Source organism: Variovorax jilinensis (genome assembly GCF_030316885.1).
Taxonomy (GTDB): domain Bacteria; phylum Pseudomonadota; class Gammaproteobacteria; order Burkholderiales; family Burkholderiaceae_C; genus Variovorax; species Variovorax jilinensis.
The window spans coordinates 185695-211267 of sequence record NZ_JASZYQ010000001.1; the positions used below are offsets into that span (position 1 = coordinate 185695).

General features: G+C 68.5%; 24 protein-coding genes. 10 read left to right on the plus strand and 14 right to left on the minus strand.

Annotated features, from left to right (window positions below):
- Positions 1–118: 118 nt before the first annotated feature.
- Positions 119–1096 (minus strand): tripartite tricarboxylate transporter substrate-binding protein, encoded by a 978-nt coding sequence (locus QTH87_RS00985; RefSeq protein WP_286606161.1) that lies wholly within the window; start codon positions 1094–1096, stop codon positions 119–121.
- A 128-nt stretch (positions 1097–1224) separates the two neighbouring features.
- Between QTH87_RS00985 and QTH87_RS00990 the strand changes: the two genes are divergently transcribed.
- Positions 1225–1956 (plus strand): SIR2 family NAD-dependent protein deacylase, encoded by a 732-nt coding sequence (locus QTH87_RS00990; protein WP_286606162.1) that lies wholly within the window; start codon positions 1225–1227, stop codon positions 1954–1956.
- A gap of 15 nt (positions 1957–1971) precedes the next feature.
- Here the strand turns inward: QTH87_RS00990 and QTH87_RS00995 are convergent, their stop codons facing one another.
- On the minus strand, positions 1972–3480 hold the full coding sequence (locus tag QTH87_RS00995; RefSeq protein WP_286606163.1) for a hypothetical protein: 1509 nt from the start codon (positions 3478–3480) through the stop codon (positions 1972–1974).
- A 226-nt stretch (positions 3481–3706) separates the two neighbouring features.
- Here QTH87_RS00995 and QTH87_RS01000 point away from each other — a divergent pair, with 226 nt between their 5' ends.
- Entirely contained in the window at positions 3707–4138 is a 432-nt protein-coding gene (locus tag QTH87_RS01000) for a CBS domain-containing protein (protein WP_286606164.1), read from the plus strand.
- A gap of 12 nt (positions 4139–4150) precedes the next feature.
- Here the strand turns inward: QTH87_RS01000 and QTH87_RS01005 are convergent, their stop codons facing one another.
- The 8 genes from QTH87_RS01005 to QTH87_RS01040 all read right to left on the minus strand — a co-directional run bounded on the left by QTH87_RS01005 (position 4151) and on the right by QTH87_RS01040 (position 13900).
- Positions 4151–5446: an acetyl-CoA hydrolase/transferase family protein gene (locus QTH87_RS01005; protein ID WP_286606165.1), complete on the minus strand. Its 1296-nt coding sequence runs from the start codon at positions 5444–5446 to the stop codon at positions 4151–4153.
- Between the two features lie 39 nt (positions 5447–5485).
- Positions 5486–6733, minus strand: coding sequence for a phenylacetate--CoA ligase family protein (locus tag QTH87_RS01010; RefSeq protein WP_286606166.1), 1248 nt, complete (start codon positions 6731–6733; stop codon positions 5486–5488).
- Positions 6734–6769: 36 nt separating this feature from the next.
- Entirely contained in the window at positions 6770–7609 is an 840-nt protein-coding gene (locus QTH87_RS01015) for an ABC transporter ATP-binding protein (protein ID WP_286606167.1), read from the minus strand.
- Between the two features lie 13 nt (positions 7610–7622).
- Positions 7623–8948, minus strand: coding sequence for an ABC transporter substrate-binding protein (locus tag QTH87_RS01020; RefSeq protein WP_286606168.1), 1326 nt, complete (start codon positions 8946–8948; stop codon positions 7623–7625).
- Positions 8949–8993: 45 nt separating this feature from the next.
- Positions 8994–10058: a branched-chain amino acid ABC transporter permease gene (locus QTH87_RS01025; RefSeq protein WP_286606169.1), complete on the minus strand. Its 1065-nt coding sequence runs from the start codon at positions 10056–10058 to the stop codon at positions 8994–8996.
- 97 nt (positions 10059–10155) lie between these two features.
- Positions 10156–11085 carry a branched-chain amino acid ABC transporter permease gene (locus QTH87_RS01030; RefSeq protein WP_286606170.1) on the minus strand — a complete coding sequence of 310 codons (930 nt, stop codon included), beginning with the start codon at positions 11083–11085 and terminating at the stop codon, positions 10156–10158.
- Positions 11086–11174: 89 nt separating this feature from the next.
- Complete coding sequence (locus QTH87_RS01035) at positions 11175–11960, minus strand: ABC transporter ATP-binding protein (protein WP_286606171.1); 786 nt, start codon at positions 11958–11960, stop codon at positions 11175–11177.
- Positions 11957–13900: an AMP-dependent synthetase/ligase gene (locus QTH87_RS01040; protein WP_286606172.1), complete on the minus strand. Its 1944-nt coding sequence runs from the start codon at positions 13898–13900 to the stop codon at positions 11957–11959. The genes QTH87_RS01035 and QTH87_RS01040 overlap by 4 nt, the downstream gene beginning before the upstream one ends.
- An 82-nt stretch (positions 13901–13982) precedes the next feature.
- Between QTH87_RS01040 and QTH87_RS01045 the strand changes: the two genes are divergently transcribed.
- Positions 13983–14723 (plus strand): Crp/Fnr family transcriptional regulator, encoded by a 741-nt coding sequence (locus QTH87_RS01045; protein WP_286606173.1) that lies wholly within the window; start codon positions 13983–13985, stop codon positions 14721–14723.
- A gap of 9 nt (positions 14724–14732) precedes the next feature.
- Here the strand turns inward: QTH87_RS01045 and QTH87_RS01050 are convergent, their stop codons facing one another.
- Positions 14733–15353 carry an SOS response-associated peptidase family protein gene (locus QTH87_RS01050; RefSeq protein ID WP_286606174.1) on the minus strand — a complete coding sequence of 207 codons (621 nt, stop codon included), beginning with the start codon at positions 15351–15353 and terminating at the stop codon, positions 14733–14735.
- A 122-nt stretch (positions 15354–15475) separates the two neighbouring features.
- Here QTH87_RS01050 and QTH87_RS01055 point away from each other — a divergent pair, with 122 nt between their 5' ends.
- The gene (locus QTH87_RS01055) at positions 15476–16234 is read left to right on the plus strand and encodes an SDR family NAD(P)-dependent oxidoreductase (protein ID WP_286606175.1); all 759 of its coding nucleotides are present in this window, start codon (positions 15476–15478) and stop codon (positions 16232–16234) included.
- 21 nt (positions 16235–16255) lie between these two features.
- Here QTH87_RS01055 and QTH87_RS01060 read toward each other — a convergent pair whose 3' ends face one another.
- Together QTH87_RS01060 and QTH87_RS01065 are read right to left on the minus strand one after the other, a co-directional pair.
- Positions 16256–17230: a Bug family tripartite tricarboxylate transporter substrate binding protein gene (locus QTH87_RS01060; RefSeq protein ID WP_286606176.1), complete on the minus strand. Its 975-nt coding sequence runs from the start codon at positions 17228–17230 to the stop codon at positions 16256–16258.
- A gap of 125 nt (positions 17231–17355) precedes the next feature.
- Complete coding sequence (locus QTH87_RS01065; RefSeq protein WP_286606177.1) at positions 17356–17622, minus strand: hypothetical protein; 267 nt, start codon at positions 17620–17622, stop codon at positions 17356–17358.
- 150 nt (positions 17623–17772) lie between these two features.
- Here QTH87_RS01065 and QTH87_RS01070 point away from each other — a divergent pair, with 150 nt between their 5' ends.
- From QTH87_RS01070 to QTH87_RS01095, 6 genes are all read left to right on the plus strand, one after another.
- Positions 17773–18543 carry a pseudouridine synthase gene (locus tag QTH87_RS01070; RefSeq protein WP_286606178.1) on the plus strand — a complete coding sequence of 257 codons (771 nt, stop codon included), beginning with the start codon at positions 17773–17775 and terminating at the stop codon, positions 18541–18543.
- Positions 18544–18658: 115 nt separating this feature from the next.
- Positions 18659–19318 carry a response regulator gene (locus QTH87_RS01075; RefSeq protein ID WP_286606179.1) on the plus strand — a complete coding sequence of 220 codons (660 nt, stop codon included), beginning with the start codon at positions 18659–18661 and terminating at the stop codon, positions 19316–19318.
- On the plus strand, positions 19315–20700 hold the full coding sequence (locus QTH87_RS01080; RefSeq protein WP_286606180.1) for a sensor histidine kinase: 1386 nt from the start codon (positions 19315–19317) through the stop codon (positions 20698–20700). The genes QTH87_RS01075 and QTH87_RS01080 overlap by 4 nt, the downstream gene beginning before the upstream one ends.
- A 45-nt stretch (positions 20701–20745) precedes the next feature.
- Positions 20746–21774, plus strand: a complete 1029-nt coding sequence (locus QTH87_RS01085; RefSeq protein ID WP_286606181.1) for an ABC transporter substrate-binding protein — start codon at positions 20746–20748, stop codon at positions 21772–21774.
- Between the two features lie 116 nt (positions 21775–21890).
- A complete protein-coding gene (gene htpG, locus QTH87_RS01090) occupies positions 21891–23933 on the plus strand; it encodes a molecular chaperone HtpG (protein ID WP_286606182.1) in 2043 nt (680 codons plus the stop codon).
- A gap of 26 nt (positions 23934–23959) precedes the next feature.
- Positions 23960–24424 carry an EVE domain-containing protein gene (locus QTH87_RS01095; RefSeq protein ID WP_286606183.1) on the plus strand — a complete coding sequence of 155 codons (465 nt, stop codon included), beginning with the start codon at positions 23960–23962 and terminating at the stop codon, positions 24422–24424.
- A gap of 12 nt (positions 24425–24436) precedes the next feature.
- Here the strand turns inward: QTH87_RS01095 and QTH87_RS01100 are convergent, their stop codons facing one another.
- Complete coding sequence (locus QTH87_RS01100; protein ID WP_286606184.1) at positions 24437–25558, minus strand: CaiB/BaiF CoA transferase family protein; 1122 nt, start codon at positions 25556–25558, stop codon at positions 24437–24439.
- Positions 25559–25573: the final 15 nt, after the last annotated feature.

The window sequence follows — 25573 nt, forward strand, 5'->3', positions numbered from 1 at the left end:
GCAGCGCCCGCCTGTTCGTGGGCAGTCGCGGAACCGGCTTTGCCGGGCCGCTGACTGCGCCCCCGGCAGGGGGTGGGCGGGCTACACGAAGTGAGCCCAACCTGGGGGCGAGCCAATGTCAGTCGGCATACACGCCGGCGGCCTTGATGATCGGGCTCCACTTGGCGATCTCGGCGGCCACGAACTTCTTGTGGCCCTCCGGCTCGACGCGGCCGTCGGCGGCGACCACGGCGCCCAGGCCTTCCTGCTTCTTGATGAACTCGGGGTCCTTCAGGGCGACCTTGAGCGCATCGTTGAGCTTCTTCGTGACGGCCGGCGGCGTGCCCTTGGGCGCGTAGAGGCCGTGCCAGATCGTGACCTCGAAGCCCTTGAGGCCTTCTTCCTGCAGCGTCGGCAGGTCCTTCAGCAGCGGCGTGGTCAGGCGCTTGCTGGTGGTCACTGCATAGGGCTTGACCTTCTTGGCCTCGATCTGCGGCGAGGTGTTGGTGGTCTGGTCGCACAGCAGGTCGATCTGGCCGCCGATCAGGTCGGTGATGGCGGGCGCCGTGCCCTTGTAGGGAACCGGCGTCATCTCGGTCTTCATGGCCGTCTGGTAGAGCAGGCCGCACAGGTGCGAGGCCGAGCCGATGCCGGCATTGCCGAGGTTGATCTTGCCCTTGTTGGCAGCGATCCAGGCGGTCAGTTCCTTGTAGTTGTTGGCCGCCATCTGCGGCTTGGCGATCAGGGTCATCGGCACGTCGTTGACGATGCCCAGGTATTCGAAGTCGCTCTCGACCTTGAACGGCACGTTGCGCACCAGCGTCGGGATGGTCGACATGCCGATGTGGTTCAGCAGCAGCGTGTAGCCATCGGGATTGGCACGTGCCACCTTGGCGGCGCCGATCGAACTGCCGGCGCCCGGCACGTTGTCGACCACGATGCTGCCGCCGCCGAGCGGCTTGCGCAGCGCTTCGGCAAGGTCACGCGCGACGCGGTCGGTCGGGCCGCCTGCCGCGAACGGCACCACGATGCTGATGGGCTTGCTGCCCGGAAAATCTTGCGCGTGGACGCTCAGGGCAGCGGCGGCGATGGCCGTGAAGGCAAACAGCTTGTTCATGATTGGCGATGGGTTACAGAATGCGAGGGCGCGATCTTATCGACTGACCGAGACCTGACGAATCGCGGATTCCCCTGAGTTCGCGCAGATATTGCACTTTGAAGGAAGTTAAATGGAACGTGTGTCGAATGACGGCTGAGGGCGCGCTCGAACGGGCCGTCGGCCTGCTGCGCGAGGCGCGGCGCATCGTGGTGTTCTCCGGCGCGGGGCTCTCGAAGGCGTCGGGCATACCGACGTATCGCGATGCCGACGGTCTCTGGATGAATCAGCAGTCCGCGCATTTCTCGCATGCCGACGACCTGAAGCGCGACCCGGCCGGCTTCACGAAGTTCTGGGGCCAGCGCCTGGCAGCCGTCGAGGCGGCGCGTCCCAATCCGGCGCACCTGGCGCTGGTTCAACTGCAGCGGTTGCGACCGGCGACACGGCTCGTGACCCAGAACGTGGACGGCCTGCTGAACCAGGCCGGCGCGCACGACGTGCTCGAACTGCACGGCTCGCTGCGCCGCTGGCGCTGCGACCATTGCGGCAACCGGCGCGGCCCGTGGATCTTCCACCGCTGCCTGCGCTGCGGCTTCCGGGGCCGGCCCGACGTCGTGATGTTCGGCGAGATGCTCAACAAGGGCGTGCTGCTCGACGCCCAGGTCGCGGCCGAGGAATGCGATGTGTTCCTGCTGGTCGGCAGCACCGCCGTGGTCTACCCGGCCGCGGAACTGCCCGAGCTGGCGCTGTCGCGCGGCGGCCGGCTCGTGACGCTCAATGCCGAGCCGCTGGCGCTCGATCGCTCGGCCGCCGCGGTGCTGCGCGGCAAGGCCGAGGAACTGCTGCCGCTGCTGGTCGAGGGCGCGACCGCGGCGGCTTGAGCGCTTCTGCCTCCGTTACTGGAAGCGGAAGTTGCGGGCGTTGCTGCCGTTGAAGCGGATCTTGCCGATCTGCCAGTTGGCGTCGACCGCGGTGCCGCTTTCGCCGAGCACGACCACAGCGCCGCTGTGGGCCTTGCCGCAGGTGGCGGGCTTGCCGCCCCCCAGCCCGCCGGTCGTGTCCTGGCAATCCGTACTCGTGTTGTCGCGGAACATGCCGCCGTCGCCCGAGATGCCGTCCACGATGCAGGCATTCGGATACTTCACGAAATTGAAGGTCTCGAAGTCTTCCGAGCCGATGTAGTCCGGATTGATCGCGACCTTGTCGCCGACCGGGTCGCCGGCCGAGATGCGCCAGCCCGGCGTCTTGTACTCGAATTTCACGCTGCTGAAGTCCGCGTCCGAGATCGGGGTGCTGGCCTTCTGCACGAACTGGTAGAACGGATCGAAGATCACGATGCGGCGCTTCTTGCGCACATCGGCCAGCGTGGCGTTGGCGGCCAGGGGCTCTCCCTTGCACTCCAGGTCGACCATGAAATTCACGTAGGCATAGACGTTCTTGCCGTCCGATCTGGTGGCGCCCTTGACCTCCATCGACATGTCCTTGAAGTCGATGAGCTTCTGGCCCGCAAGGCCAGGCAGCTGCAGCACGGCCTTGTTGCCCGTGCCGCTGCCGACATACGCCCCGACCTCGCTAGCGCCGGCTTCTAGCTGCATCGAAAGCTTGTCGCCGCTGGCCTTGATCTTTGCCTTGTTGAGCTGCGGCATCGCCGCCAGCTCGTCGGTCTTGAAGACGTGCGTCAGGGGAACCTGCACCACCTTGTCACCGGCCGCCGCGACCGCCGTCAGCAGCTTGCCGAGGTCCGTGTTCTCGTCCGCGAGCGAGCGCATCAGCTGCGCGATCAGGTCGTCGTGCAGATCGCCGGCCACCGGGCTGAAGCTGGCCGTGAGCGGATTGCCCGCGAGCGGCGCATAGCCGGAAGCCTTGAGGATGGCGTTGACCTTGGCCAGGCCCTGCTCGAGTGCCTTGGCCGCGTCCGCGAGGCCGCTGCCCGAGGCCAGCGCCGAAGGCGCAGCCTGCGCCGCGCTGGCGACCACGAGGCTGGTCAACGGCGTGACGTTGACGGCCGAGGCGTCGAGCGCCACCGAGTACAACGACTGCTCGGCCGGCAGGCTGCCGCCCGAGACGGTCACGAGGCAGGGGAAGGTGGCGTCGGTCAGGGACACGCTCCAGGCGCCGTTCGAATCGGTGCTGGCGGTCGTGGCCTTGCCACCGACGCATTGCACTGCGACGGCAGAGTTGGCCACGGGCGCGCCGGTGGCGGCGATGCCGCTCAGCGTGACGGGCTTGGGATCGGTGGTCTCGGGCGTGGTGGGCGCTGCCGGTGCAGCGGGTGCGGCAGGGTCCGCAGGTGCCTGGGCGGCAGGCGTGATCGGGAAAGAAGCGCCGCCGCCACCACCGCCACAACCGGCGATGACGAGGAGGGCAGCAGTAGCAAAGGCCGAGCGCACGAAAGGCAGTCTCATTGAGATATGTATCGACAAGTTACGGAGCCGGTAGTTTAAAAACGCAGACGGCCAAAAAGATCGATGCCGTGCATTTGACTCGCGCAACCCGTGCAGATGTCACGCCCGCGCCCGCGAAGCGCACCGCGGAGGTGCGTGCGTGCAACGGTCGCCGGCAGCGATACCGACTCGGGCATCACATCCGTTGCGCTTGTGGCCGTGGTTCCGGCCGCGCAGAATGAGTGCCATGAAAACCGTAGCTGAAATCCTCAAGGCCAAGGGCAATTCGGCGGTGCATGCGATCGCACCTTCGGCATCGGTGTACGAGGCGGTCGCGCTGATGGCCGAGAAGAACGTCGGCGCGCTGCTGGTGATGGACGGCGAGCGCATCGTCGGCATGGTCACCGAGCGCGACTACGCGCGGAAGGTGGTCCTGCTCTCGCGCTCGTCCAAGGAGACGCCGCTGCGCGACGTCATGACCGCGGCCGTGATCTACGTCAGGCCGGACCAGACCACCGAGGACTGCATGGCGCTCATGACGCAGAGCCGCATCCGCCACCTGCCGGTGCTCGACAACGGCAAGCTGGTCGGCCTGATCTCGATCGGCGACCTGGTGAAGGGCATCATGTCCGAGCAGACCTTCATCATCGAGCAGCTGCAGAGCTACATCTCGGGCTGAGCGCCCGCTTCGTCAGAGCAGCCTGGCGCGCTGCGCCTGGTCCGTGAGCTCAGCGCGGAAGTCCGGGTGCGCGATGCCGATCAGCGCCTGCGCGCGCTGCTTGGCCGATTTGCCGCGCAGCTGCGCGACGCCGTATTCGGTCACCACGTAGTTGATGTCGTTCTTGCTCGTGCTCACGTGGGTGCCGGGCGAAAGCGACGGCACGATGCGCGAGATGGTGTCGCCCTTGGCCGAGGACGGAAGCACGATGAAGGCCTTGCCGCCGCGCGAGCGGTTGGCCGCACGCACGAAGTCCGACTGCCCGCCGGTGCCCGAGTACGGCGCATGGCCCAGGCTCTCGGAGCCGCACTGGCCGAGCAGGTCGATCTGGAGCGTGGCGTTGATCGCGATCAGCTTGTCGTTCTGGCCCGCGAGGTACGGGTCGTTGGTGAAGTTGACCGGATGCATCTCGATCGCCGGATTGCGGTCCATGAAGCGATAAAGCTTGTTCGAGCCGAGCGCGAAGGTGGCGACCGTCTTGCCGGGGAGGTAGTTCTTGCGCCGGTTGTTGACCACGCCGGCCTCGATCAGCGTGAGGATGCCGTCGCCGAGCATCTCGGTATGGATGCCGAGGTCGCGCTTGTCGGTGAGCTGCATCACGACCGCATCCGGAATGCCGCCGTAGCCGATCTGCAGGGTCGAGCCGTCCTCGATCAGGTCGGCCACGTGCTTGCCGATGGCCTGCTGCACCGGGCCGATCTTGGGCAGTCCGACCTCGAGCACCGGCTCGCTGCTCTCCACCAGCGCCGCCACCTGCGAGATGTGCACATGGCAGTTGCCGTAGGCGAAGGGCACATTGGGATTGACCTCGAGCACCACCGCGCGCGCCTGGGCGATGGCCGCCATCGTGTAGTCGGCGCCCAGGCTCAGCGAGAAGTAGCCGTGCGCATCCATCGGCGAGGCCATGCTGAACACCACCTCGGCCGGGATCTGGCCACGCTCGATCTGGGCCGGGATCTCGGAGAAGTAGTTCGGGATAAAGTCCGTCCAGCCCTCCTGCCCGCCGGGGCGCGAGGCGCCACCGAAGAACAGCGAGACATGGCGCACGTGCTGTGTCGTCTCGCGGTCGAAGTACGCGTACTTGCGCATCGCGAGGATCTGCGACACCTTCACGTCGTTGAAGTCGCGCCGTTGCTCGGAGAGCGCGGTCAGCAGGCTCGGCGGCTCGCCGACGCCGGTGGGCACGACGATCATGTCGCCGTCGCGCACGAGGCGCACGGCCTCGGCCGCGGGAATCAGTTTCTGGCGGTACTGGTCTTGATGGCTCATCGCGAGGTCCTTCGGGTTCGAACGCGCATGGACCTTATCTTATTGGTAGCTGCGCGCATCCTCGATCACCTTGCCGTCGTTGGGCAGGCTGCCCGGCGCAACGAACTCGACCGCGCCGCGCAGCTTCGTGACGTCGCGGATCGCCTCGGCGACGCGCTCGGCCAGGCCTTCGGGCACGGCCGCGCATTCGATGCGCAGCGTCATGCGGTCGTTGGCCATCTCGCCCTCGACCACCAGCCGCGCGCGCCCCGCCTCGGGGAAGCGGCGCACCACCTCCGCCACCTGTCCCGGATGCACGAACATGCCGCGCACCTTGGTGGTCTGGTCGGCGCGCCCGAGCCAGCCGCGGATTCGCGCATTGGTACGGCCGGTCGGGCAGCGGCCGGGCAGCAGCGCCGACAGGTCGCCGGTGCCGAAGCGGATCAGCGGGTAGTCGGGATTCAGCGTCGTGACCACGACCTCGCCGACCTCGCCCTCGGGCACCGGGTCGCCGGTGCCGGGCCGCACGATCTCGACCAGCACGCCCTCGTCGAGCACCAGGCCCTCGCGGGCCGCTGTCTCGTAGGCGATCAGGCCCAGGTCGGCGGTCGCATAGCACTGCATGCCGGTCACGCCGCGCTCGGCGATCCAGTCGCGCAGGCTGGGCGGAAAGGCCTCGCCCGACACCAGCGCCTTGGTCATCGAGCCGATCGCGACCTTCTTCTCGGCCGCCTTCTCGATCAGGATCTTGAGGAAGCTCGGCGTGCCGATGTAGCCGGCCGGGCGCAGTTCGGCGATGGCGTCGAGCTGCTGCTCGGTCTGGCCGGTGCCGCCCGCGAACACGGTGCAGCCGAGCGCATGCGCGCCGCACTCCATGATCGATCCGGCCGGCGTCATGTGGTAGCTGAAGCTGTTGTGCGCCAGCTCGCCCGGGCGGAAGCCCGCCGCATGCAGCGCGCGCGCCGTGCGCCAATAGTCCGCCGCCTCGCCCTCGGGCTCGTACAGCGTGCCGGGGCTCGCGAACACGCGCCGCATGCGCGGTCCGAAGCGCAGCGCCGAGAAGCCGCCGAAGGGGTCGCTCGCGCGCCGCTGCTGCTGCAGCGCGAGCAGTTCCGACTTGCGCGTCACGGACAGACTGGCAAGCGCCTCGCGGCTCGTCACCGCGGTCGGCTCGACGCCGTCGAGGATGGTGGCGAAGGCCGTGGTCGCGGTCTTCGCCTGCAGGATCTGCCTCGGCAGCGCGGCGAGCAGGTCGCGCTCGCGCTCGGCCGGGTTGCGCACTTCGAGCGCGTCATAGTGATCGGTCATTGCCGTCGGCTCCCTTCCACCGTTCGCCAGGATGTCTCAGGCCAGCCAGCGCTTGCGGCGCTTGTAGCTCTTCACGTCGCGGAAGCTCTTGCGATCCGCGCCGCCGACGCCGAGGTAGAACTCCTTGACGTCCTCGTTCTCGCGCAGGCTCGCGGCCTCGCCGTCCATCACGATGCGGCCGTTCTCGAGGATGTAGCCGTAGTCCGCATAGCGCAGCGCCATGTTGGTGTTCTGCTCGGCGAGCAGGAAGGTCACGCCTTCCTTCTCGTTGAGGTCGCGCACGATGCCGAACACCTCGTCGACGATCTGCGGTGCCAGCCCCATCGAGGGCTCGTCGAGCAGCACCATGTTCGGGTTCGCCATCAGCGCGCGGCCGATGGCGCACATCTGCTGCTCGCCGCCCGAGGTGTAGGCGGCCTGCGAGCCGCGCCGGGTCTTGAGCCGCGGGAAGTAGGCATAGACCTTCTCGAGCGTGGCCGCGACCGCGGCCTTGCCGTCGGTGCGCGTGTAGGCGCCGCTCATGAGGTTGTCCTCGATCGTCAGGTGGGCGAAGCAGTGACGCCCCTCCATCACCTGGATCAGGCCTCGCTTCACGAGCTCGGCCGGCGACAGCGCCTCGATGCGCTCGCCGCGCAGCTCGATCGTTCCCTTGGTGACCGCGCCGCGCTCGCCCGCGAGCAGGTTCGACACCGCGCGCAGCGTGGTGGTCTTGCCCGCGCCGTTGCCGCCGAGCAGCGCCACGATGCCGCCTTCGGGCACCGTGAGCGAGACGCCCTTGAGCACCAGGATCACGTGGTTGTAGATGACCTCGATGCCGTTGACCTCCAGCAGCGTGGCGGCTGCCGGGGCGGCGGGGGGCGCGGAGACGTCGACCATGGTCTTTGAACGATCAGCTGCAGCTGCGCGGCTTGATGTTCTTGTCCTTGGCGTACTTGGCCGAGTACTCGGCCACCAGCGGATCGAGGTTGGCCTTGCGCGCCTGGTACCAGTCGGGCTGCACCACCCACTTGGATCCGTCCCACTGCGCGATGCGCGCCCAGTCGGTGCCCATGTGGTTGCTGCACGAGGTCTTGACCGGCCGCATGATCTCGCCGAAGCCCAGCGCCTTGAGCTTGTCGGCCGAGAGGTCGAGGTTCTCGAAGCCCCAGCGCACCTGCTCGGGCGTGAGGGTCTTGCCCTTGCCGAACTTCTCCTGCGCCGCGCGGATCGCCTCCACCTGCAGCATCGAGATCATCATGCCGCGCGTGTGGGCCATGACGCCGATCTCGTTCGCGTTGGCGGCCGTGCCCTGGCCCTTGTCGTAGACGAACTTCTTCAGATCCTCGTGCACCTTGTCCTTCGAGGCGCTGTTGTGGATCGTCACGGTGTTGTAGCCCTTGGCGCCTTCGCCGATGTCACGCACGTCGTGATCGGAGCCGGCCCACCAGACCGAGTACATCTTGTCGCGCGGGAAGCCGCTGGCCTGGGCCTCGCGGATGCCGGCCGGGGTCATCACGCCGGCGCTCCAGAACAGCACGTAGTCGGGCTTCTGCTGGCGGATCTGCAGCCAGGTCGACTTCTGCTCGACGCCGGGTGGCGTGACGGGGAACAGCGAGAGGTCGAAGCCTTCCTGCGCCGCGAGCTTCTGCAGCAGCAGGATAGGCTCCTTGCCATAGGGCGAGTCGTGATAGACCAGCGCGATCTTCTTGCCCTTGAGGCTGCCCTTCTCCTTCTTGGCGATGTCCTGCAGGATCACGTCGGTGGCGGTCCAGTAGGTGCCGAGTAGCGGGAAGTTCCATTCGAACACCGTGCCGTCGACCGACTGCGACAGGCCGTAGCCCATGGTCTCGATCGTGACCTTGTCGTTGAAGGCCTTGTCGGTCACCGCGAAGGTGATGCCGGTCGATTGCGGATCGAAGCCCGAGGCGCCCGTGCCCTTGGCCTTGAGGCGGTCGTAGCATTCCACGCCCTTGGCCGCGTCGTAGGCGGTCTCGCATTCCTCGTAGGCCAGCTTGACGCCGTTGACGCCGCCGTCGCGCGCGTTGATGAGCTTCAGGTAGTCCTGCTTGCCGTCGGCCCAGGGAATGCCGAGTGGCGCGAACTGCCCCGTGCGATAGACCAGCAACGGGATGAACTGCTCGCCTGCGGCCTGGGCCTGGGCGGGCGCCGGCAGCATCGCGGACGAAAGCCCGGCAGCCGCGATGGCCGCCGCGAGAGCAATGGACTGGAACTTCATGCTTTGTCTCCTGTTGTCGAGTGGTGAACGGGTCGGGAAAGGTGCTCAGTGCGGGAAGGGCCAGAGCCGCAGCTTCTGGCGCGCGGTGGACCACAGGGCGGCGAGGCCGTGCGGCTCCACGATCAGGAAGAAGACGATCAGTGCGCCGAAGATCATGTGCTCGAGGAAGCTCGCGGTGCCGGTCGAGATCGCGAGGCCCAGCCAGTGCGGCACGAAGTTCAGCAGCAGCGGCAGCAGCACGATGAAGGCGGCGCCGAACACCGCGCCGACGATCGAGCCCAGGCCGCCGATGATCACCATGAACAGCAGCTGGAACGACTTGTCGATGCCGAAGGCGGCCGGCTCCCAGGCGCCCAGGTGCACGAAGCCCCACAGCGCGCCGGCCACGCCGACGATGAAGGAACTCACTGCGAAGGCGCTGAGCTTGGCGTAGACCGGACGGATGCCGATCACCGCGGCGGCGACGTCCATGTCGCGCATCGCCATCCATTCGCGGCCGATGGCGCCGCGCACCAGGTTCTTGGCCATCAGCCCGAACAGCACCAGCAGCGACAGGCACAGCAGGTACCGACGCACCGGCGTGTCGAGCGGGAGTCCGAACAGGTGCAGCGCCGAGACGCTGACCGAGCCCGACGAGGAGCCGTTCGTGACCCAGGCCACGCGATTGGTGAACCAGTCGACGAAGAACTGCGCCGCCAGCGTCGCCACCGCAAGGTAGAGGCCCCGGATGCGCAGGCTCGGGATGCCGAACAGGATGCCGAACACCATCGCGCAGAGGCCGCCGCCGATCAGCGAGAGCAGCAGCGGCATGCCGTCGATGCGCACGTTGAGATTGAAGGCCGCGTACGCGCCGACCGCCATGAAGGCGCCGGTGCCGAGCGAGATCTGGCCGCAGTAGCCCACCAGGATGTTGAGGCCGATGGCCGCCAGCGACAGGATCAGGAACGGCACCAGCACGGCGCGGAACAGGTAGTCGCTGGCCAGCATGGGCACGGCGACGAAGGCGACGAGCGCCAGCAATCCGATCGCGAAGCGGTCCTGCGCGACCGGGAAGATCTGCAGGTCGCTCTTGTAGGTGGCCTTGAACTGGCCGTTCTCGCGGTAGAACATGGTCGTGTCAGTGCCCGCTCGGCCGCCCGGAGGGCACTGAGCGCCCCCTCGGGGGGCAGCGATACGCGAAGCGATGAGCGTGGGGGATTTTCATTTTCTAGACGCGGTCGATGATCTTGTCGCCGAAGAGGCCTTGCGGCCGCACCAGCAGGAAGGCGAGGGCCAGCACGTAGGCGAACCAGTTCTCGATGCCACCGCCGACCATCGGGCCGATGTAGATCTCCGAGAGCTTCTCGCCGACGCCGATGATCAGGCCGCCCAGGATGGCGCCCGGCACCGAAGTGAGGCCGCCGAGGATCACCACCGGGAAGGCCTTGAGCGCCACCAGCGAGATCGAATACTGCACGCCGAGCTTGGAGCCCCAGATGATCCCGGCCACCAGCGCCACCAGGCCGCCGATCGACCACACGATGACCCAGATGCGGGCCAGCGGAATGCCGATCGATTGCGCCGCCTGGTGGTCGTCGGCCACCGCACGCAGCGCGCGCCCGGTCTTGGTCTTCTGGAAGAACAGCGACAGCAGCACCACCAGCAGCGCCGCTGCGGCCGCCGCGTAGAGGTCCTCGCGGCTCAGCAGCAGGCCACCCTGGAAGGTGTTCTCCAGCACGATCATCGGGTCCTTGGGCATGCCGACGTCGATCTTGTAGGTGCTGCTGCCGAACAGCAGCTGGCCCGCGCCGTCGAGGAAATAGCTGATGCCGAGCGTCGCCATCAGCAGCGTGATGCCCTCCTGGTTTACCAGGTGGCGCAGCACCAGCCGCTCGACCAGCCAGGCCACCAGCACCATCGCCGCGGCGGCCACGCAGACCGCGAGCAGGTTGACCAGCAGCTTGCTTTCGAGGCCGGTCCAGCGCGGAATCCACTCGGCGAAGCGCGCCATGGTGAGCGCCGCGAACAGCACCATCGCGCCCTGCGCGAAATTGAAGACGCCGGAGGCCTTGAAGATCAGCACGAAGCCGATCGCCACCAGCGCATAGAGCATGCCGGCCATGAGGCCGCCGAAGACGGTTTCGAGGAAGAAGCCCATGTCAGGCCTCCCGCCGGACCGCCCCAAGGGAGGCCTGCGCCCCCTCAGGGGGCAGCGAATACACGAAGTGATGAGCGTGGGGGGTCATATCAATGTTCGACGCCCAGGTAAGCCCGGATCACGTCCTCGTTGTTGCGAACCTCGTCGGGCGTGCCGTCGCCGATCTTCTTGCCGTAGTCGAGCACCACCACGCGGTCGGAGATGTCCATCACCACGCCCATGTCGTGCTCGATCAGCACGATGGTGGTACCGAACTCGTCGTTGACGTCGAGGATGAAGCGGCTCATGTCCTGCTTTTCCTCCACGTTCATGCCGGCCATCGGCTCGTCGAGCAGCAGCACCTGCGGCTCCATCGCCAGCGCGCGACCCAGGTCGACGCGCTTCTGCAGCCCATAGGGGAGGCGGCCGACGGGTGTCTTGCGATGCAGCTGGATCTCGAGGAAGTCGATGATGCGCTCGACGAACTCGCGCTGCGCGATCTCCTCGCGCGCGGCCGGTCCGAAGCGCACGGCCTGCGCGAGCAGTCCGCTCTTCATCTTGAGGTTGCGCCCGGTCATGATGTTGTCGAGCACGCTCATGCCCTTGAACAGCGCCAGGTTCTGGAAGGTCCGCGCCACGCCCATCTCGGCCACCTGGCGCGAGTTCATGTGCTTGAAGGTCTGGCCGCGGAAGGTGATCGAGCCCTGCTGCGGCTGGTAGACGCCGTTGATGCAGTTGAGCATCGAGCTCTTGCCGGCGCCGTTGGGTCCGATGATCGCGCGCACCTCGTGCTCGCGCACGTTGAAGCTGATGTCGGTGAGCGCCTTCACGCCGCCGAAGCTCAGGGAGATGTTCTGGACGTCGAGGATGACGTCACCCGCCTTGCGCGCGCTCATGCCGCCACCTTCACGGGAGGAAAGCGCCTGGCATCGACGATCGCCAGCGTCGCGCTGACGACGCCGCTGCGACCGTCCTCGAACTTGACCTGGGTCTCGATGAACTGCTCGCGCCGGCCGCCGTAGAGCGCCTCGATCAGCACCGCGTACTTGTCGGCGACGAAGCCGCGCCGCACCTTGCGCGTGCGCGTGAGTTCGTCGTCGTCGGGATCGAGCTCCTTGTGCAGCACGAGGAAGCGGGCGATCTGCGTGTCGGCCATGCCTTCCTCGGTGGCGAGGTCGGCATTCACCTGCGCGAGGCATTCGGCCACCAGCGCCAGCACCTCGGGCTTGCCCGCCAGGTCGACATAGCCGCCATAGGCCAGCCCGCGCCGTTCGGCCCAGTTGCCCACGGCCTCGAAGTCGATGTTGACGAAGGCGCAGACCTCGTCGCGCTCGTGGCCGAAGCACACGGCTTCCTTGATCTGCGGGAAGAACTTGAGCTTGTTCTCGATGTAGTTGGGCGCGAACATCGCGCCGTTGTGCATGCGGCCGACGTCCTTGGCCCGGTCGATGATGCGCAGGTGCCCTTCGGCGTCGATCACGCCGGCATCGCCCGTGTGGAAGTAGCCGTCGGCGTCGAGCACCTCGGCCGTGGCGTCGGGGCGCTTGTAGTATTCCTTGAGCACCGAGACGCCGCGCACCAGCACCTCGCCGTCGGCCGCGATCTTGAGCTCGATGCCCGGTGCCGCGCTGCCCACGGTCTGCAGCTTGACCTTGCCGTCCTGCTGCAGGCAGACGTAGGCGCAGGTCTCGGTCTGGCCGTAGAACTGCTTCAGGTTGACGCCGATCGAGCGATAGAAGCGGAACAGGTCGGGCCCGATCGCCGCGCCCGCGGTGTAGGCCACGCGGATGCGGCTCATTCCCAGCACGTTGCGCAGCGGCCCGTAGATCACGAGGTCGCCGAGGCCGTAGAGCAGGCGATCCGCCAGGCCGACCGGCGCACCGTTCAGGATGTCGGCACCCACGCGCCGTGCCAGCGCCATGAACTTCGCATAGAGCCAGCGCTTGGGCGCGGCCGCGTCCTCCATCCGGATCGAGACCGCGGTCAGCAGGCCCTCGAAGGTGCGCGGCGGCCCGAAGTAGTAGCTCGGTCCGATCTCGCGCATGTCGTTCATCACGGTCTCGGCCGACTCGGGGCAGTTGAGCGTGAAGCCGCCGACCAGCCACTGCGCCACCGAGAACAGGTGGTCGCCGACCCAGGCCATCGGCAGGTAGCTCATGATGTCGTCGCCCGGGCCGAGGCGGTCGGTCTCGACGCCGCCGCGGCCTGCGGCGATGAAGCTCGCATGGGTCTGGCACACGCCCTTGGGCCGGCCCGTGGTGCCCGAGGTATAGAGGATCACGGCGACGTCGCCGGGCTCGCCCGCGGCGACACTGCGATCGAAGGCGCCCGGGTTGGCAGCGTCCCAGTCGCGACCCAGTTCGCGCAGCTTGTCGTAGCCGATCAGGCCCGGTTGCGTGTAGTGGCGCAGCCCGCGCGGGTCGTCGTAGACGATGTGGCGGATCGCCGGCGCGGTCTCGCGGCATTCGAGCAGCTTGTCGACCTGCTCCTGGTCCTCGGCGATCACGAACTCGATGCCGGCGTCCTGCAGCATGAACACCATCTCGGCCGCCACCGCGTCCTGGTAGAGGGGCACCGGCACGCCGCGCAGGCACTGCGCCGCCACCACCGCCATGTACAGATGCGGCCGGTTGGCGCCGACGATCGCCAGGTTCTGGCCGGCCTCGAAGCCCAGGCTGGCCAGCCCGCAGGCCAGCTCGCGCACCTCGCGGGCAACCTCGCCCCAGCTCCAGGTCTGCCAGATGCCGAGGTCCTTCTCGCGAATCGCCGGCGCGCCTGCGCGCTCGGCGGCATGGGCGAGAAGCAGGCGGGGAAAGGTGTTCGATGGGGTCTGCACGTCGCGGACTGTAGGACCAGCTTTGACGTCAGGTTGTCGTTACGACGACAATCCTAGGGTCATCACTCCCCGGAGTTTCCCGATGCTTCTCGGCCGCGAACGCCCCGGCTCCTCGATCCGCGATCGCGTGCGCGCCGCCACCGACAGCGAGCTGGACAACGTGCCCTGGCTGCTGCGGCTGACACCTTCCGAGCGCCGGCGGGCGGCGGCTGCGGTGGTGGTCGGCGAGGCCGAGCCCGGCGACCTGGTCTGCCGCATCGGGCGACCGCCTACCTTCTGGTTCGGCGTGGTGGAGGGCCTGCTCAAGATGAGCAACGACAACGCCGACGGCACCTCGATGACCTACAGCGGACTGCCGCCGGGCGGCTGGTTCGGCGAGGGCACGGCGCTCAAGCGCGAGCCCTACCGCTACAACATCCAGGCGCTGCGACGCAGCGTGGTGGCGGGCCTGCCGATCGACGAGTTCCACTGGCTGCTGGACCACTCGATCGGTTTCAACCGCTTCGTCATGAACCAGCTCAACGAGCGGCTCGGCCAGTTCATCGCGGCGCGCGAGACCGACCGCCTGAACGATCCCGACGTGCGCGTGGCGCGCAACCTGGCGGCGCTGTTCAACCCGGTGCTGTTTCCGGGCGTGGGCGAACTGCTGCGCATCACTCAGCAGGAACTGGCCTACCTGATCGGGCTTTCGCGCCAGCGCGTGAACGAGGCGCTGCGCACGCTGCAGGCGCAGGGCGCGATCCGCGTCGAATACGGCGGGCTGAGGGTGATCGATCTGGGGGCGCTGCGTACCAGCGGGTCGGCTGGCAAGGAGGGGCGGTAGCGCAGGCGCTCAAGCCGCGGCATCGGCCGGCAACGCGCGCCGCAGCAGCTTGTCGTCGGCGTAGGGGCGCAGATAGGCCGCGGTTTCCTCGACCGGGCACTGGAGCCAGTCGTCGATCCAGGCATCGCGCAGGATCGCGGTGCGGCGCCGCTCGGGATGGCCGGGCAGGGCGAAGGTCAGCAGTGCAAAGCTCTCGACGCATTCGCCGCTCGGCGAGCGCCAGCCGTTCCAGAGGCCCGCGAGCGCGAGCGGCTGGCCATCGACGCGCGATACGCGCACGGTCGTGCCATCGCTCTCGCCGGCCTGGAACAGCGAGTCGGCCAGCACCACGCAGCGGTGGCCGCGTTTCCAGGGCTGGTAGAAGTTGCGCTCGGAGGCAGCGCTCTCGCCGCGCGCCTCGAAGGTGTTGGCGTCCAGGCCGTCCTTGCTGAACAGCGGAATCAGGCCCCAGCGGCCCGGCGCGATCTGGTAGCGGACCACCGAGCCCGTGGTGGGCCCATCGGCCCGTGGACGCCGCACGAACAGCCCCTGCTCGCCCGGTCGGACGATGGCTCCGTTCGGGTTGAAGGCGATACCAAAGCGCTGGGCGAAATGGTTCGGATCGCTTGCAGCCTGGTAGTGGGTGGGCATGGCCGGATCTTGTGAAAGCGGGCCGATTCTAGACAGGGGTCGATACCATTGGAAGCACCGTCGCGGGTCGAACCAGGCCCGCGGTGCGCCATAGCTCACGAAATCACGCACCAAACCCAGCCATGACTCTTTCCAGCCTCACCATCATCACGGGCGCCTCGCGCGGACTCGGCCGCGCCATGGCCGAACAGCTGCTGCAGCCGGGCCAGCGCCTGCTGTGCATCTCGCGCCGCAGCGACGAGGCGCTGGCCGGGCGCGCCCGCGCCGCCGGCGCCGAACTGCTGCAGTGGCAGCTCGACCTGTCCGACCCGGTGCCGGCCGCGGCGCGGCTCGAAGCCTGGCTCGCGGAGCAGGACGCTGCCTCCATCGCGCAGGCCTCGCTGATCAACAACGCGGGAACGGTGGGTCGCCCTCGTCCCCTGTCCGAGGCCGTGGCGAGCGAACTCGCCCAGGCGCTGCGCGTGGGCCTCGAGGCGCCGATGCTTCTGACCAGCGCCTTCCTCGGCGCCACCAAGGGCTGGCGCGCGCAACGCAAGGTGCTCAACATCTCGTCGGGCCTGGGTCGCAACGCCATGGGCAGCCAGGCGCCTTACTGCGCCGCCAAGGCCGGCATGGATCACTTCTCGCGCGCGGTCGCGCTCGAGGAGAAGCTGGCTGCCAACGGGGCCCGCATCGTCTCGCTGGCGCCCGGCATCATCGACACCGACATGCAGGTGGAGCTGCGCGGCGCCGAGGCGGACATGTTCCCGGACCGTGCCCGCTTCGAGAAGTTCAAGAGCGAGGGCCTGCTCGATTCGCCCTCGGCGGCAGCCGCCAAGATCCTTGCCTACCTGCAGCGGGCCGACTACGGCGTCAACCCCGTCGCCGACATCCGGGACTGAAGGCGCCGGCGACCTGGGGGGTTACTCGATCACCGCGCCGCTGGCCTGGACGATGGTCTTCCACTTGAGATAGTCGTTCTTGAGCAGCGTCTGCAGCTGATCGGGCGTCATGGCCTGCGGCTCCGCGCCCTGGGCCACGATCGCGGCCTTCATCTCGGGCGTCGCGAGCAGCCTGTTCACCTCGGCGTTGACGGTCGCCACGATCTCCTTCGGCGTGCCGGCCGGCATGAAGAGGCCGTACCAGGTGCTGACGTCGAAGTCCTTGTAGCCCGATTCGGCCACGGTCGGCACGTCGGGCATCGAGCTGCTGCGGCGGGCCGAGGTGACGGCAAGCGGACGCAGCTTGCCGGCCTGGATTTGCGCCATGGCCGACGGCAGCGACGACACCATGAGGTCGACGTTGCCGGCCAGCACGTCCATCATCGCGGCGTTCGAGCCCTTGTACGGCACGTGGCGGATCTTGATGTTGGCCGCGCTCTTGAAGATCTCGCCGGCCAGGTGGATCGTCGTGCCGTTGCCCGGCGAGCCGTAGGTGATCGCATCGGGCGCCGCGCGCGCGGCCGCGACCACGTCGGCCAGCGTCTTGAACTTCGAGTCGGCGCGCGTGACGATCACCACCGGCGTATAGGCCACGTGGGCCGCGGCCGCGAGATCGCGTGTCGGTTCGTAGCTCAGGTTCTTGTAGAGCCAGGGGGCGACGACCATGTTGTCCTTCTGGCCCATCACCATGTCGTAGCCGGTCGGCGCCGCGCGCACGGCTTCGGCGATGCCGATGGTGCCGCCCGCGCCGGCGCGGTTGTCGGGCACCACGGTCCACTTGCTGACCTCGGTGAGCTTGCTGGCCACCAGCCGCGACAGGATGTCGGTGCCGCCACCGGGCGGGAACGGCACGATCAGGCGGATCGGCTTGGTGGGGAAGGGCTGGGCCTGGGGCTGGGCATGCGCGGCCGTGAAGGCCAGCGCCAGGGCGGCGAGGGTGAGCAGCTTGCGGATCATGGGGTGTCTCTTCGTTCGGCGCCGCCGGTTGCGGCGCGCTAGCGCCGCCAGTGTGCCGCAAGCCCCGGTGGCGAGCGTTCGCGCTTCGAGATGGCCGTCGTCGCCGAAGCAGACGCAGCCGGCGCTCAATGGATCGTCGCGGGCCCGAAGTCCTGTCGCGGATCGATGCGCACGGTGACCGTCGGCGCGGCGCTGCCGTCCGTGCAGCCGCGCGCATCGGCACGACGCTGCAGGGCCGCGATGCCGGCCATCATGGCCGCGCCGTAGCTCGGCATCGGGCCCGGCGCCGCATCCACGGGGCGGCAATCGGAGCCGTCCTGCTTCTGCAGCACCCAGTAGAAGTGGCCGGCGATCGGCTCGTCGACGATCAGTGCGATGGCATCGGGGTTCATGGCGGTCCTTCCTTGGCGTCAGTCCATGCGGCTGGTTGTATGCCTCGGGCGGCCGGGCGCACAGCAACGAATTCACGCGCCGGCCCGGGGGTTTGAAACAGCGCCCGCTTGCGTGACAAAGGGCCGCCTCGGATGGCGGAAAATGCTCCGATGCCCGACACCGCCGCCGAACCCTCCCGTCTCAACAAGCGCATGGCCGAGCTCGGCCTCTGCTCGCGCCGCGAGGCCGACGACTGGATCGCACAGGGCTGGGTCAAGGTCAACGGCCGGGTGGCCGAGATGGGCGTCAAGGTGCTGCCCGCGGACCGCATCGAGGTCGACCGCAAGGCGCAGAACCAGCAGCAGCAGCAGGTCACGATCCTGCTGCACAAGCCGATGGGCTACGTGAGCGGCCAGGCCGAGGACGGCCACGAGCCGGCGGTGGTGCTGATCAACCCGCGCACCCACTGGCGCGAGGACCCGAGCCGCAACCGCTTCTCGCCGCCGCAGCTGCGCGGCCTGGCGCCGGCCGGCCGGCTCGACATCGATTCGGTGGGCCTGCTGGTGCTGACGCAGGACGGCCGCGTGGCTCGCCAGCTGATCGGCGAGGATTCCGGCATCGAGAAGGAATACCTGGTGCGCGTCTCCTACGGCCCGGTGGCGCAGAACTCGCAGGCCGCCTTCCCGCGCGAGGAGCTGGCCCGGCTGCGCCACGGACTGAGCCTCGACGGCCAGCCGCTCAAGCCGGCCCGGGTCGACTGGCAGAACCCCGAGCAGCTGCGCTTCATCCTCACCGAGGGCAAGAAGCGCCAGATCCGCCGCATGTGCGAGCAGGTCGGGCTCAAGGTGGTGGGCCTGAAGCGCATCCGCATCGGCAACGTGGTGCTCGGCAACCTGCCGGTCGGCGCCTGGCGCTACCTGGGGCCGCACGAGCGGTTCTAGGGCCCGTGAACTCTATGTCCGGGACCCGGAATTAGCGTTCACATGCCCTAGATTGCTCATGCAGGGCTAAGAAATCGGGCGTAGCCTTGCCGTCGGACCCGACCCAGGAGACCCCGTGCGCGCATTGCTGGTGGAAGACGACGAAATGATCGGCGCGAGCCTGGCCCACGCGCTCGGCGGCGCGGGCTGGTCGGTCGACTGGGTGCGCGACGGCCTGCTGGCGCAGAGCGCGCTGGCCGATGGCGGCTACACCTGCGTGCTGCTCGACCTCGGCCTGCCCAAGCAGGACGGCACCGAGGTGCTGCGGCGGGCGCGCCAGCGCGGGGACGCGACGCCGGTGCTGGTGCTGACCGCGCGTGGCGGCCTCGACGACCGCATCGCGACGCTGGACCTCGGCGCCGACGACTACCTGCACAAGCCCTTCGAGCTGCGCGAGCTGCTCGCGCGCATGCGCGCCGTGGTGAGGCGGCGCGACGGCGCTGCCCATTCGGTGATCGGCACCGCCGCGCTGCAGCTCGACCTCACGACCCGCGACGTGATCGTCAACGGGGTGCGGGAGGTGCTCACCGCGCGTGAGTTCGCGCTGCTGCACGCGCTGCTCGAGCGGCCCGGCGCCATCCTCTCGCGCGAGCAGCTCGAGGAGCGCATCTACGGCTGGGGCGACGAGGTGACGAGCAACGCGATCGACGTGCTGATCCACGGCATGCGGCGCAAGCTCGGCGCCGAGGCGATCCGCAACGTGCGCGGCCTCGGCTGGCGGGTCGTGCCGGCGTGACATTGGCAGGCTGGCGCCCGCGCTCGTTGCGCAGCCGCTTGCTGGTCTCGCTGGCGGCGCTGAACCTGGTGGCGATCGCGGCCACCGCCTGGTTTTCCTACGTCGCCTACGGCCGGCTCGTGAACGGCTTCATGGACGACCAGATGCGCCTGGTTGCCGAGTCGCACATCGCTTCTCCGCAGCGGCTTTCGGCATTGCAGGCCGTGAGCGCCGACGACGTGCTGCAGCGCGGCGCCTTCGTGGTCCAGATCTGGCGTGGCGACGGCGCTGCGCTGCTGGCCAGCTCGTCGCCGGCCTTCGCCGTGCCGCTGCAGCCGGGCGCGGGCTTCGTCGAACTCCGCTCGGACACAGGCGCAGGCGCAGGCGAGGGATGGCGCGTCTACACCGCGCCACGCGATCCCGGCGGCGGCGCCGACACGCCGCAGGTCCAGGTGATCCAGAGCGACCGCTTCCGGCACCAGCGGATCGTGCGCCGCGCGCTGTTCGAGAGCCTGCCGATCCTGCTGCTGCTGCCGGTCACGCTGCTGCTGCTGTGGTTCATCGTCGCGGGCGCCAGCCGTTCGCTGCGCGAAGTTGCGCGCGAGGTGGCGGCGCAGGACGAGGCCAGCCCGCACGGCCTGCCCGTGGCGCGCGTGCCCGAGGAGCTGGCGCCGCTGGTCGCGGCCTTCAACACCCTGCTCGGGCGGCTGCGCGATGCGCTGTCGACCCAGCGCCGCTTCATGCAGGACGCCGCGCACGAGCTGCGCACGCCGATGGCCGCGATCGGGCTGCAGATCGACAACCTGCGCGCCCACGTGCCGAGCGGCGACGCTGCCGACCGCTTCGCCCAGCTCGAGGGCGGCGTGCGCCGGGCGCAGCACCTGATCGAGCAGCTGCTGCGCCTGTCGCGCCAGGATGCGCCCGCGGCCGGCAGCGGCAGCGGCGGCGCCCGTGGCCCGGTGGACATCTCGGCCTTGCTGCGCGACAGCGTCGGCCAGCTCATGGTGCTGGCCGACCAGCGGCGGGTCGACGTCGGCTTCGAGGGCCGGGTCTCGCCCTGGGTCAATGCGCCGCCGGCCGAACTGCGCAGCGTGTTCGACAACCTGATCGACAACGCGGTGCGCTACGCGTCCGAGGGCGGCGTGGTCGACGTGCGGCTGCACGTGGTCGACGGGCTCGCGGTGGTCGACGTGGTGGACGACGGCCCCGGCGTCCCGCCCGACCAGCTCGACCGCCTCTTCGACCGCTTCTACCGGGTCGCCGGCTCGCCCGCGGGCGGCAGCGGCCTGGGCCTCGCGATCGCGCAGGCGGCCGCGCAGCGCCACGGCATGCGGATCGAACTCGCCAACCGCAGCGACCGCAGCGGCCTGGTGGCGCGGGTGCATCTGCCGCGCGCGAACTGAGCGGGCGGCGCTATCCTGCGCCTTCGCCTCACAGCCGGAGACCTCATGCACCGCTTCCTGATTCGTCTCGTCGCCAGCACTGCACTCGGCACGGCAGCGCTGGCCGCGCAGGCCCAGCAGGGCACCGTCAATGCGCTGTGCAGCACCGACGCCGGCTGGTGCGAGGCGGCGGCGGCTGCGTTCAGCCGCGCCACCGGCATCCGCGTGCAGCAGGCCCACAAGGGCACCGGCGAGATCGGTGCGCAGCTGCGCGCCGAGGCCGCCAACCCGAAGACCGACATCTGGTGGGGCGGCACCGGCGATCCCTTCCTGCAGGCGGCCGGCGAAGGGCTGCTCGACCCCTACCGGCCGGCCTACATCAACGACCTGCACGACTGGTCGGTGCGCCAGTACGCGATGTCGCAGAACATGGTGGGCGGCTTCTACACCAGTGCCATGGGCTTCGGCTTCAACACCGAGGTGCTCAAGAAGAAGGGGCTGCCCGAACCGCGCTGCTGGGCCGACCTGATCAAGCCGGGCTACAAGGGCGAGGTGGAGATGTCGCATCCGGCCACCAGCGGCACGGGCTACACCATCGTCGCCGGCCTGGTCCAGATGATGGGCGAGGACGCGGCCTTCGACTACCTGAAGAAGCTGCATCGGAACACGATCGCCTACACGCGCAGCGGCCAGGCCCAGGCGCCCAACGTGGCCAAGGGCGAAGTCGCGGTCGGCATCAGCTTCATCTTCGGCTTCGACAAGTGGCGCCACGACAAGTACCCGGTCAGGAGCATCGCGCCCTGCGAAGGCACGGGCTACGAGATCGGCGGCATCGCGCTGGTGAAGGGTGCCCGCAACAAGGCCAACGCCCAGCGCTACTACGACTGGCTCATGAGCCCGGCCGGACAGGCGATCGGCGCCACCGCCGGCAGCCTGCAGTCGCCGGCCAACAAGACATTCAAGCCCGACCCTCGCATTCCGTCGATGGACGGCGTCAAGCTGATCAAGTACGACTTCGAGAAGTACGGCCAGGCGGCCGAGCGCAAGCGGCTGATCGACCGCTGGACGCGCGAGGTCGAGTCGCAGCCGCGCTGAGCCGCCGGCAGGGTTTCGGAACGCCCGGCCCTTGCGAAAGCGACGGCCAGCCCCAGGTCTTGTAAAGTCGAATGTTCGCCGACGGCGAGCTTTTTTCCCTGCATTCCTCTCGTGCCATGACCACCTCCAAGACCAAACTCCCGTTCCAGGCCGAAGTCGCCCAGCTGCTGCACCTGGTCACGCATTCGCTCTACTCGAACAAGGAGATCTTCCTGCGCGAGCTGATCTCGAATGCGTCGGACGCCTGCGACAAGCTGCGCTTCGAGGCCATCGACCAGCCCGCGCTGTTCGAGGACCAGCCCAGGCTCGAAGTGCGCGTCGCCTTCGATGCCGCCGCCAAGACCCTGACCATCACCGACACCGGCATCGGCCTCAGCGAGCAGGAAGCCATCGACAACCTCGGCACCATCGCCAAGAGCGGCACCAAGGAATTCATGAGCCGGCTCTCGGGCGACCAGAAGGCCGACGCGCAGCTGATCGGCCAGTTCGGCGTCGGCTTCTACTCGGGCTTCATCGTGGCCGACCGCATCACGGTCGAGTCGCGCCGCGCCGGCCTGCCGGCCGACCAGGGCGTGCGCTGGGCCAGCACCGGTGCCGGCGACTTCGAGGTCGACACCATCACGCGCGCCGAGCGCGGCACCAGCGTCACGCTGCACCTGCGAGACGACGCCGACGAATACCTCAACGCCTGGAAGCTCAAGTCGATCATCGGCAAGTACTCCGACCACATCTCGCTGCCGATCCTCATGGAGAAGGAAGAGTGGAAGGAAGGCGAGGACGACAAGGGCGGCGCCATGGTCAAGACCGGCGAGTGGGAGCCGGTCAACAAGGCCAACGCGCTCTGGAGCCGGGCCAAGAAGGACATCAGCGACGAGCAGTACGTCGACTTCTACAAGAACATCAGCCACGACTTCGAGGCGCCGCTGGCCTGGAGCCACAACCGCGTCGAGGGCAACACCGAGTACACGCAACTGCTCTACGTCCCGGCCAAGGCGCCGATGGACCTGTGGAACCGCGACAAGGGCGCCGGCGTCAAGCTCTACGTCAAGCGCGTCTTCATCATGGACGACGCCGAAGCGCTGCTGCCGAGCTACCTGCGCTTCGTCAAGGGCGTGATCGACTCGGCCGACCTGCCGCTCAACGTGAGCCGCGAGCTGCTGCAGGAAAGCCGCGACGTGAAGGCGATCCGCGAAGGCAGCACCAAGCGCGTGCTCGGCATGCTGGAAGACCTGGCGAAGAAACAGAAGACCGCCGCCGAAAGCGGCGAGGGCAAGATCGACGTCGGCTCCGGCGAGTCGGTGCCGGCGCCCGAGCCGACCGAGGGCGTCACCGACGTGGTCGACAAGAAGGCCGCCGACGCGACCCCGGCCGCAGAGGCCGCCGCAGGCTACACCGACGAATCGGGCAAGTACGCGAAGTTCTATGCCGAGTTCGGCTCGGTGCTCAAGGAAGGCCTGGGCGAGGACTTCGGCAACCGCGACCGCATCGCGAAGCTGCTGCGCTTCGCCTCCAGCACCAGCGACACCGTGAGCGTGAGCTTTGCCGACTACAAGTCGCGCATGAAGGAAGGACAGGACGCGATCTACTACATCACGGCCGACACGCTCGCCGCCGCCAAGAACAGCCCGCAGCTCGAGATCTTCAAGAAGAAGGGCATCGAGGTGCTGCTCATGACCGACCGCGTCGACGAATGGGCGCTCAACTACCTGACCGAGTTCGACGGCACGCCGCTGCAGAGCGTGGCCAAGGGCGCGGTCGACCTCGGCAAGCTGCAGGACGAGTCGGAGAAGAAGGCCGCCGAAGAGGCTGCCGAATCGTTCAAGCCGCTGCTGGAGCGCCTCAAGGAAGCCCTCAAGGACAAGGCCGAGGACGTGCGTGTCACGACGCGCCTGGTCGATTCGCCGGCCTGCCTCGTGGTTCAGGACGGCGGCATGAGTACGCAGCTCGCGCGCATGCTCAAGCAGGCCGGCCAGCCGGCGCCCGACCTGAAGCCCGTGCTCGAGGTCAACGCCGAGCATCCCTTGGTGAGGAAGCTGGAAGGCTCGGCGCACTTCGACGACCTCGCCAACATCCTGTTCGACCAGGCGCTGCTGGCCGAAGGCGGCCTGCCGGCCGACCCGGCGGCCTATGTGCGTCGCGTGAACGCGCTGCTGGTCTGATCAAAAGCGCTTCGGAGGACGAGGACATGACCGGCTACTGGCTCATGAAATCCGAACCCGACGAATGCTCGATCGACGATGCCCTCGCCGCGCCGAAGTCGACCGTGCCCTGGACCGGCGTGCGCAGCTACCAGGCACGCAACTTCATGCGCGACGCCATGCAGGTCGGCGACGGCGTGCTGTTCTATCACTCGAGCTGCCCAGAGCCCGGCATCGTCGGCATCGCGCGCGTGGCCTCGGGCACGCGTGCCGACCCGACCCAGTTCGATCCGAAGTCGCCGTATTTCGACGCCGCATCGAAGCCCGAGGCGCCGCGCTGGCTGCTGCTCGACGTGCAGGCCCTGCGCAAGACGCGTCTGCTCTCGCTGCCCGAGCTTCGCGCCACCCCCGAGCTGGCCGACATGCTGGTGCTGCGGCGCGGCAACCGGCTGTCGATCACGCCGGTGGACGAGGCGCATTGGCGCTTCATCACCGAGGGCCTGCTGGCCTGAAGCCCGGCCTCGCTAGAGGAAGTCGTCGCCGGCCGTGAGCGGCGCGAATCGGTAGCTGGCCGGTGTGCGGCCGAGCTTCACGGGCGCGCCGATCCCGCGGTAGCCGCCTTCCATCTCGACGACCATCTCGCGATGCGCCGTGTGCGGATGCGCGAGCGCCGCGTCGACCGACAGCACCGGTGCCGCCGGCACGCCTGCCGCCATGAGCTGCTCGACCAGTTGGCGGCCGTCGAAGCCCGCGAGGCGGGCCTCGAGCCGCTGCTTGAGTGCATCGCGGTTGACCGAGCGGGAACCGGCGTCGCGGTAGAGCGGATCGTCGGCGAGCTCGGGCAGCCCGATCGTGCGGCAGAAGCTTGCGAACTGGCGGTCGTTGCCGACCGCGAGAAAGATCGGATCGGTGCCGGTGGCGAGCGCGTCGTAGGGATAGATGTTCGGATGAGCGTTGCCTGTGCGCCGTGGCGCCCGGCCGTCGAGGAACCAGTTGGCCGCGTGCGGATGCAGCAGCGACAGGCCGCTGTCGTAGAGCGCGGCTTCCACGAACTGGCCGCGGCCGCTGCGGTGGCGCTCCTGCAACGCGAGCAGCACGCCGATCACGGCGTTGAGTCCGGTCACCATGTCGACCACCGGCAGGCCGACGCGCAGCGGTCCCCCCTCGGCCTCGCCGTTGATGCTCATGATGCCGGTCATGGCCTGTACCGCGGCGTCGTAGCCCGGCAGCGCACCGAGCGGGCCGTCGGCGCCGAAGCCCGACACGCGGCACCACACCAGCCGCGGGAAGCGTCTGGACAGCTCTTCGTAGCCTATGCCCCAGCGCTCCATCGTCCCGGTCTTGAAGTTCTCGATCAGCACGTCGGCCTCGGCCACCAGCGCGAGCAGGGCTTCGCGCCCTTCGGCGCTCGCGAGGTCGAGCGCCATCGTGCGCTTGTTGCGGTTGAGCCCGTGGTAGTAGGAGGCCACGCCCTCCTTGAACGGCGGGCCCCAGGTGCGCGTGTCGTCGCCCTGCGGCGGCTCGACCTTGAGCACGTCGGCACCGTGGTCGCCGAGGATCTGGCCGCAGTAGGGGCCGCCCAGGATGCGCGAGATGTCGAGGACGCGGATGCCCGCGAGGGCGCCGGTGTTGGGGGTCGGGTTCATGGCGGTCTCCTTCCG

Coding starts and splice junctions, on each gene's coding strand:
- QTH87_RS01005 (WP_286606165.1), bottom strand. CDS start 5,446: ATGAGCCATCAAGACCAGTACCGCCAGAAACTGATTCCCGCGGCCGAG.
- QTH87_RS01095 (WP_286606183.1), top strand. CDS start 23,960: ATGACCGGCTACTGGCTCATGAAATCCGAACCCGACGAATGCTCGATC.
- QTH87_RS00985 (WP_286606161.1), bottom strand. CDS start 1,096: ATGAACAAGCTGTTTGCCTTCACGGCCATCGCCGCCGCTGCCCTGAGC.
- QTH87_RS01010 (WP_286606166.1), bottom strand. CDS start 6,733: ATGACCGATCACTATGACGCGCTCGAAGTGCGCAACCCGGCCGAGCGC.
- QTH87_RS01060 (WP_286606176.1), bottom strand. CDS start 17,230: ATGATCCGCAAGCTGCTCACCCTCGCCGCCCTGGCGCTGGCCTTCACG.
- QTH87_RS01085 (WP_286606181.1), top strand. CDS start 20,746: ATGCACCGCTTCCTGATTCGTCTCGTCGCCAGCACTGCACTCGGCACG.
- QTH87_RS01050 (WP_286606174.1), bottom strand. CDS start 15,353: ATGCCCACCCACTACCAGGCTGCAAGCGATCCGAACCATTTCGCCCAG.
- QTH87_RS01015 (WP_286606167.1), bottom strand. CDS start 7,609: ATGGTCGACGTCTCCGCGCCCCCCGCCGCCCCGGCAGCCGCCACGCTG.
- QTH87_RS01045 (WP_286606173.1), top strand. CDS start 13,983: ATGCTTCTCGGCCGCGAACGCCCCGGCTCCTCGATCCGCGATCGCGTG.
- QTH87_RS01035 (WP_286606171.1), bottom strand. CDS start 11,960: ATGAGCGCGCGCAAGGCGGGTGACGTCATCCTCGACGTCCAGAACATC.
- QTH87_RS01065 (WP_286606177.1), bottom strand. CDS start 17,622: ATGAACCCCGATGCCATCGCACTGATCGTCGACGAGCCGATCGCCGGC.
- QTH87_RS01070 (WP_286606178.1), top strand. CDS start 17,773: ATGCCCGACACCGCCGCCGAACCCTCCCGTCTCAACAAGCGCATGGCC.
- QTH87_RS01055 (WP_286606175.1), top strand. CDS start 15,476: ATGACTCTTTCCAGCCTCACCATCATCACGGGCGCCTCGCGCGGACTC.
- QTH87_RS01020 (WP_286606168.1), bottom strand. CDS start 8,948: ATGAAGTTCCAGTCCATTGCTCTCGCGGCGGCCATCGCGGCTGCCGGG.
- QTH87_RS01030 (WP_286606170.1), bottom strand. CDS start 11,085: ATGGGCTTCTTCCTCGAAACCGTCTTCGGCGGCCTCATGGCCGGCATG.
- QTH87_RS00995 (WP_286606163.1), bottom strand. CDS start 3,480: ATGAGACTGCCTTTCGTGCGCTCGGCCTTTGCTACTGCTGCCCTCCTC.
- htpG (WP_286606182.1), top strand. CDS start 21,891: ATGACCACCTCCAAGACCAAACTCCCGTTCCAGGCCGAAGTCGCCCAG.
- QTH87_RS01000 (WP_286606164.1), top strand. CDS start 3,707: ATGAAAACCGTAGCTGAAATCCTCAAGGCCAAGGGCAATTCGGCGGTG.
- QTH87_RS00990 (WP_286606162.1), top strand. CDS start 1,225: ATGACGGCTGAGGGCGCGCTCGAACGGGCCGTCGGCCTGCTGCGCGAG.
- QTH87_RS01025 (WP_286606169.1), bottom strand. CDS start 10,058: ATGTTCTACCGCGAGAACGGCCAGTTCAAGGCCACCTACAAGAGCGAC.
- QTH87_RS01100 (WP_286606184.1), bottom strand. CDS start 25,558: ATGAACCCGACCCCCAACACCGGCGCCCTCGCGGGCATCCGCGTCCTC.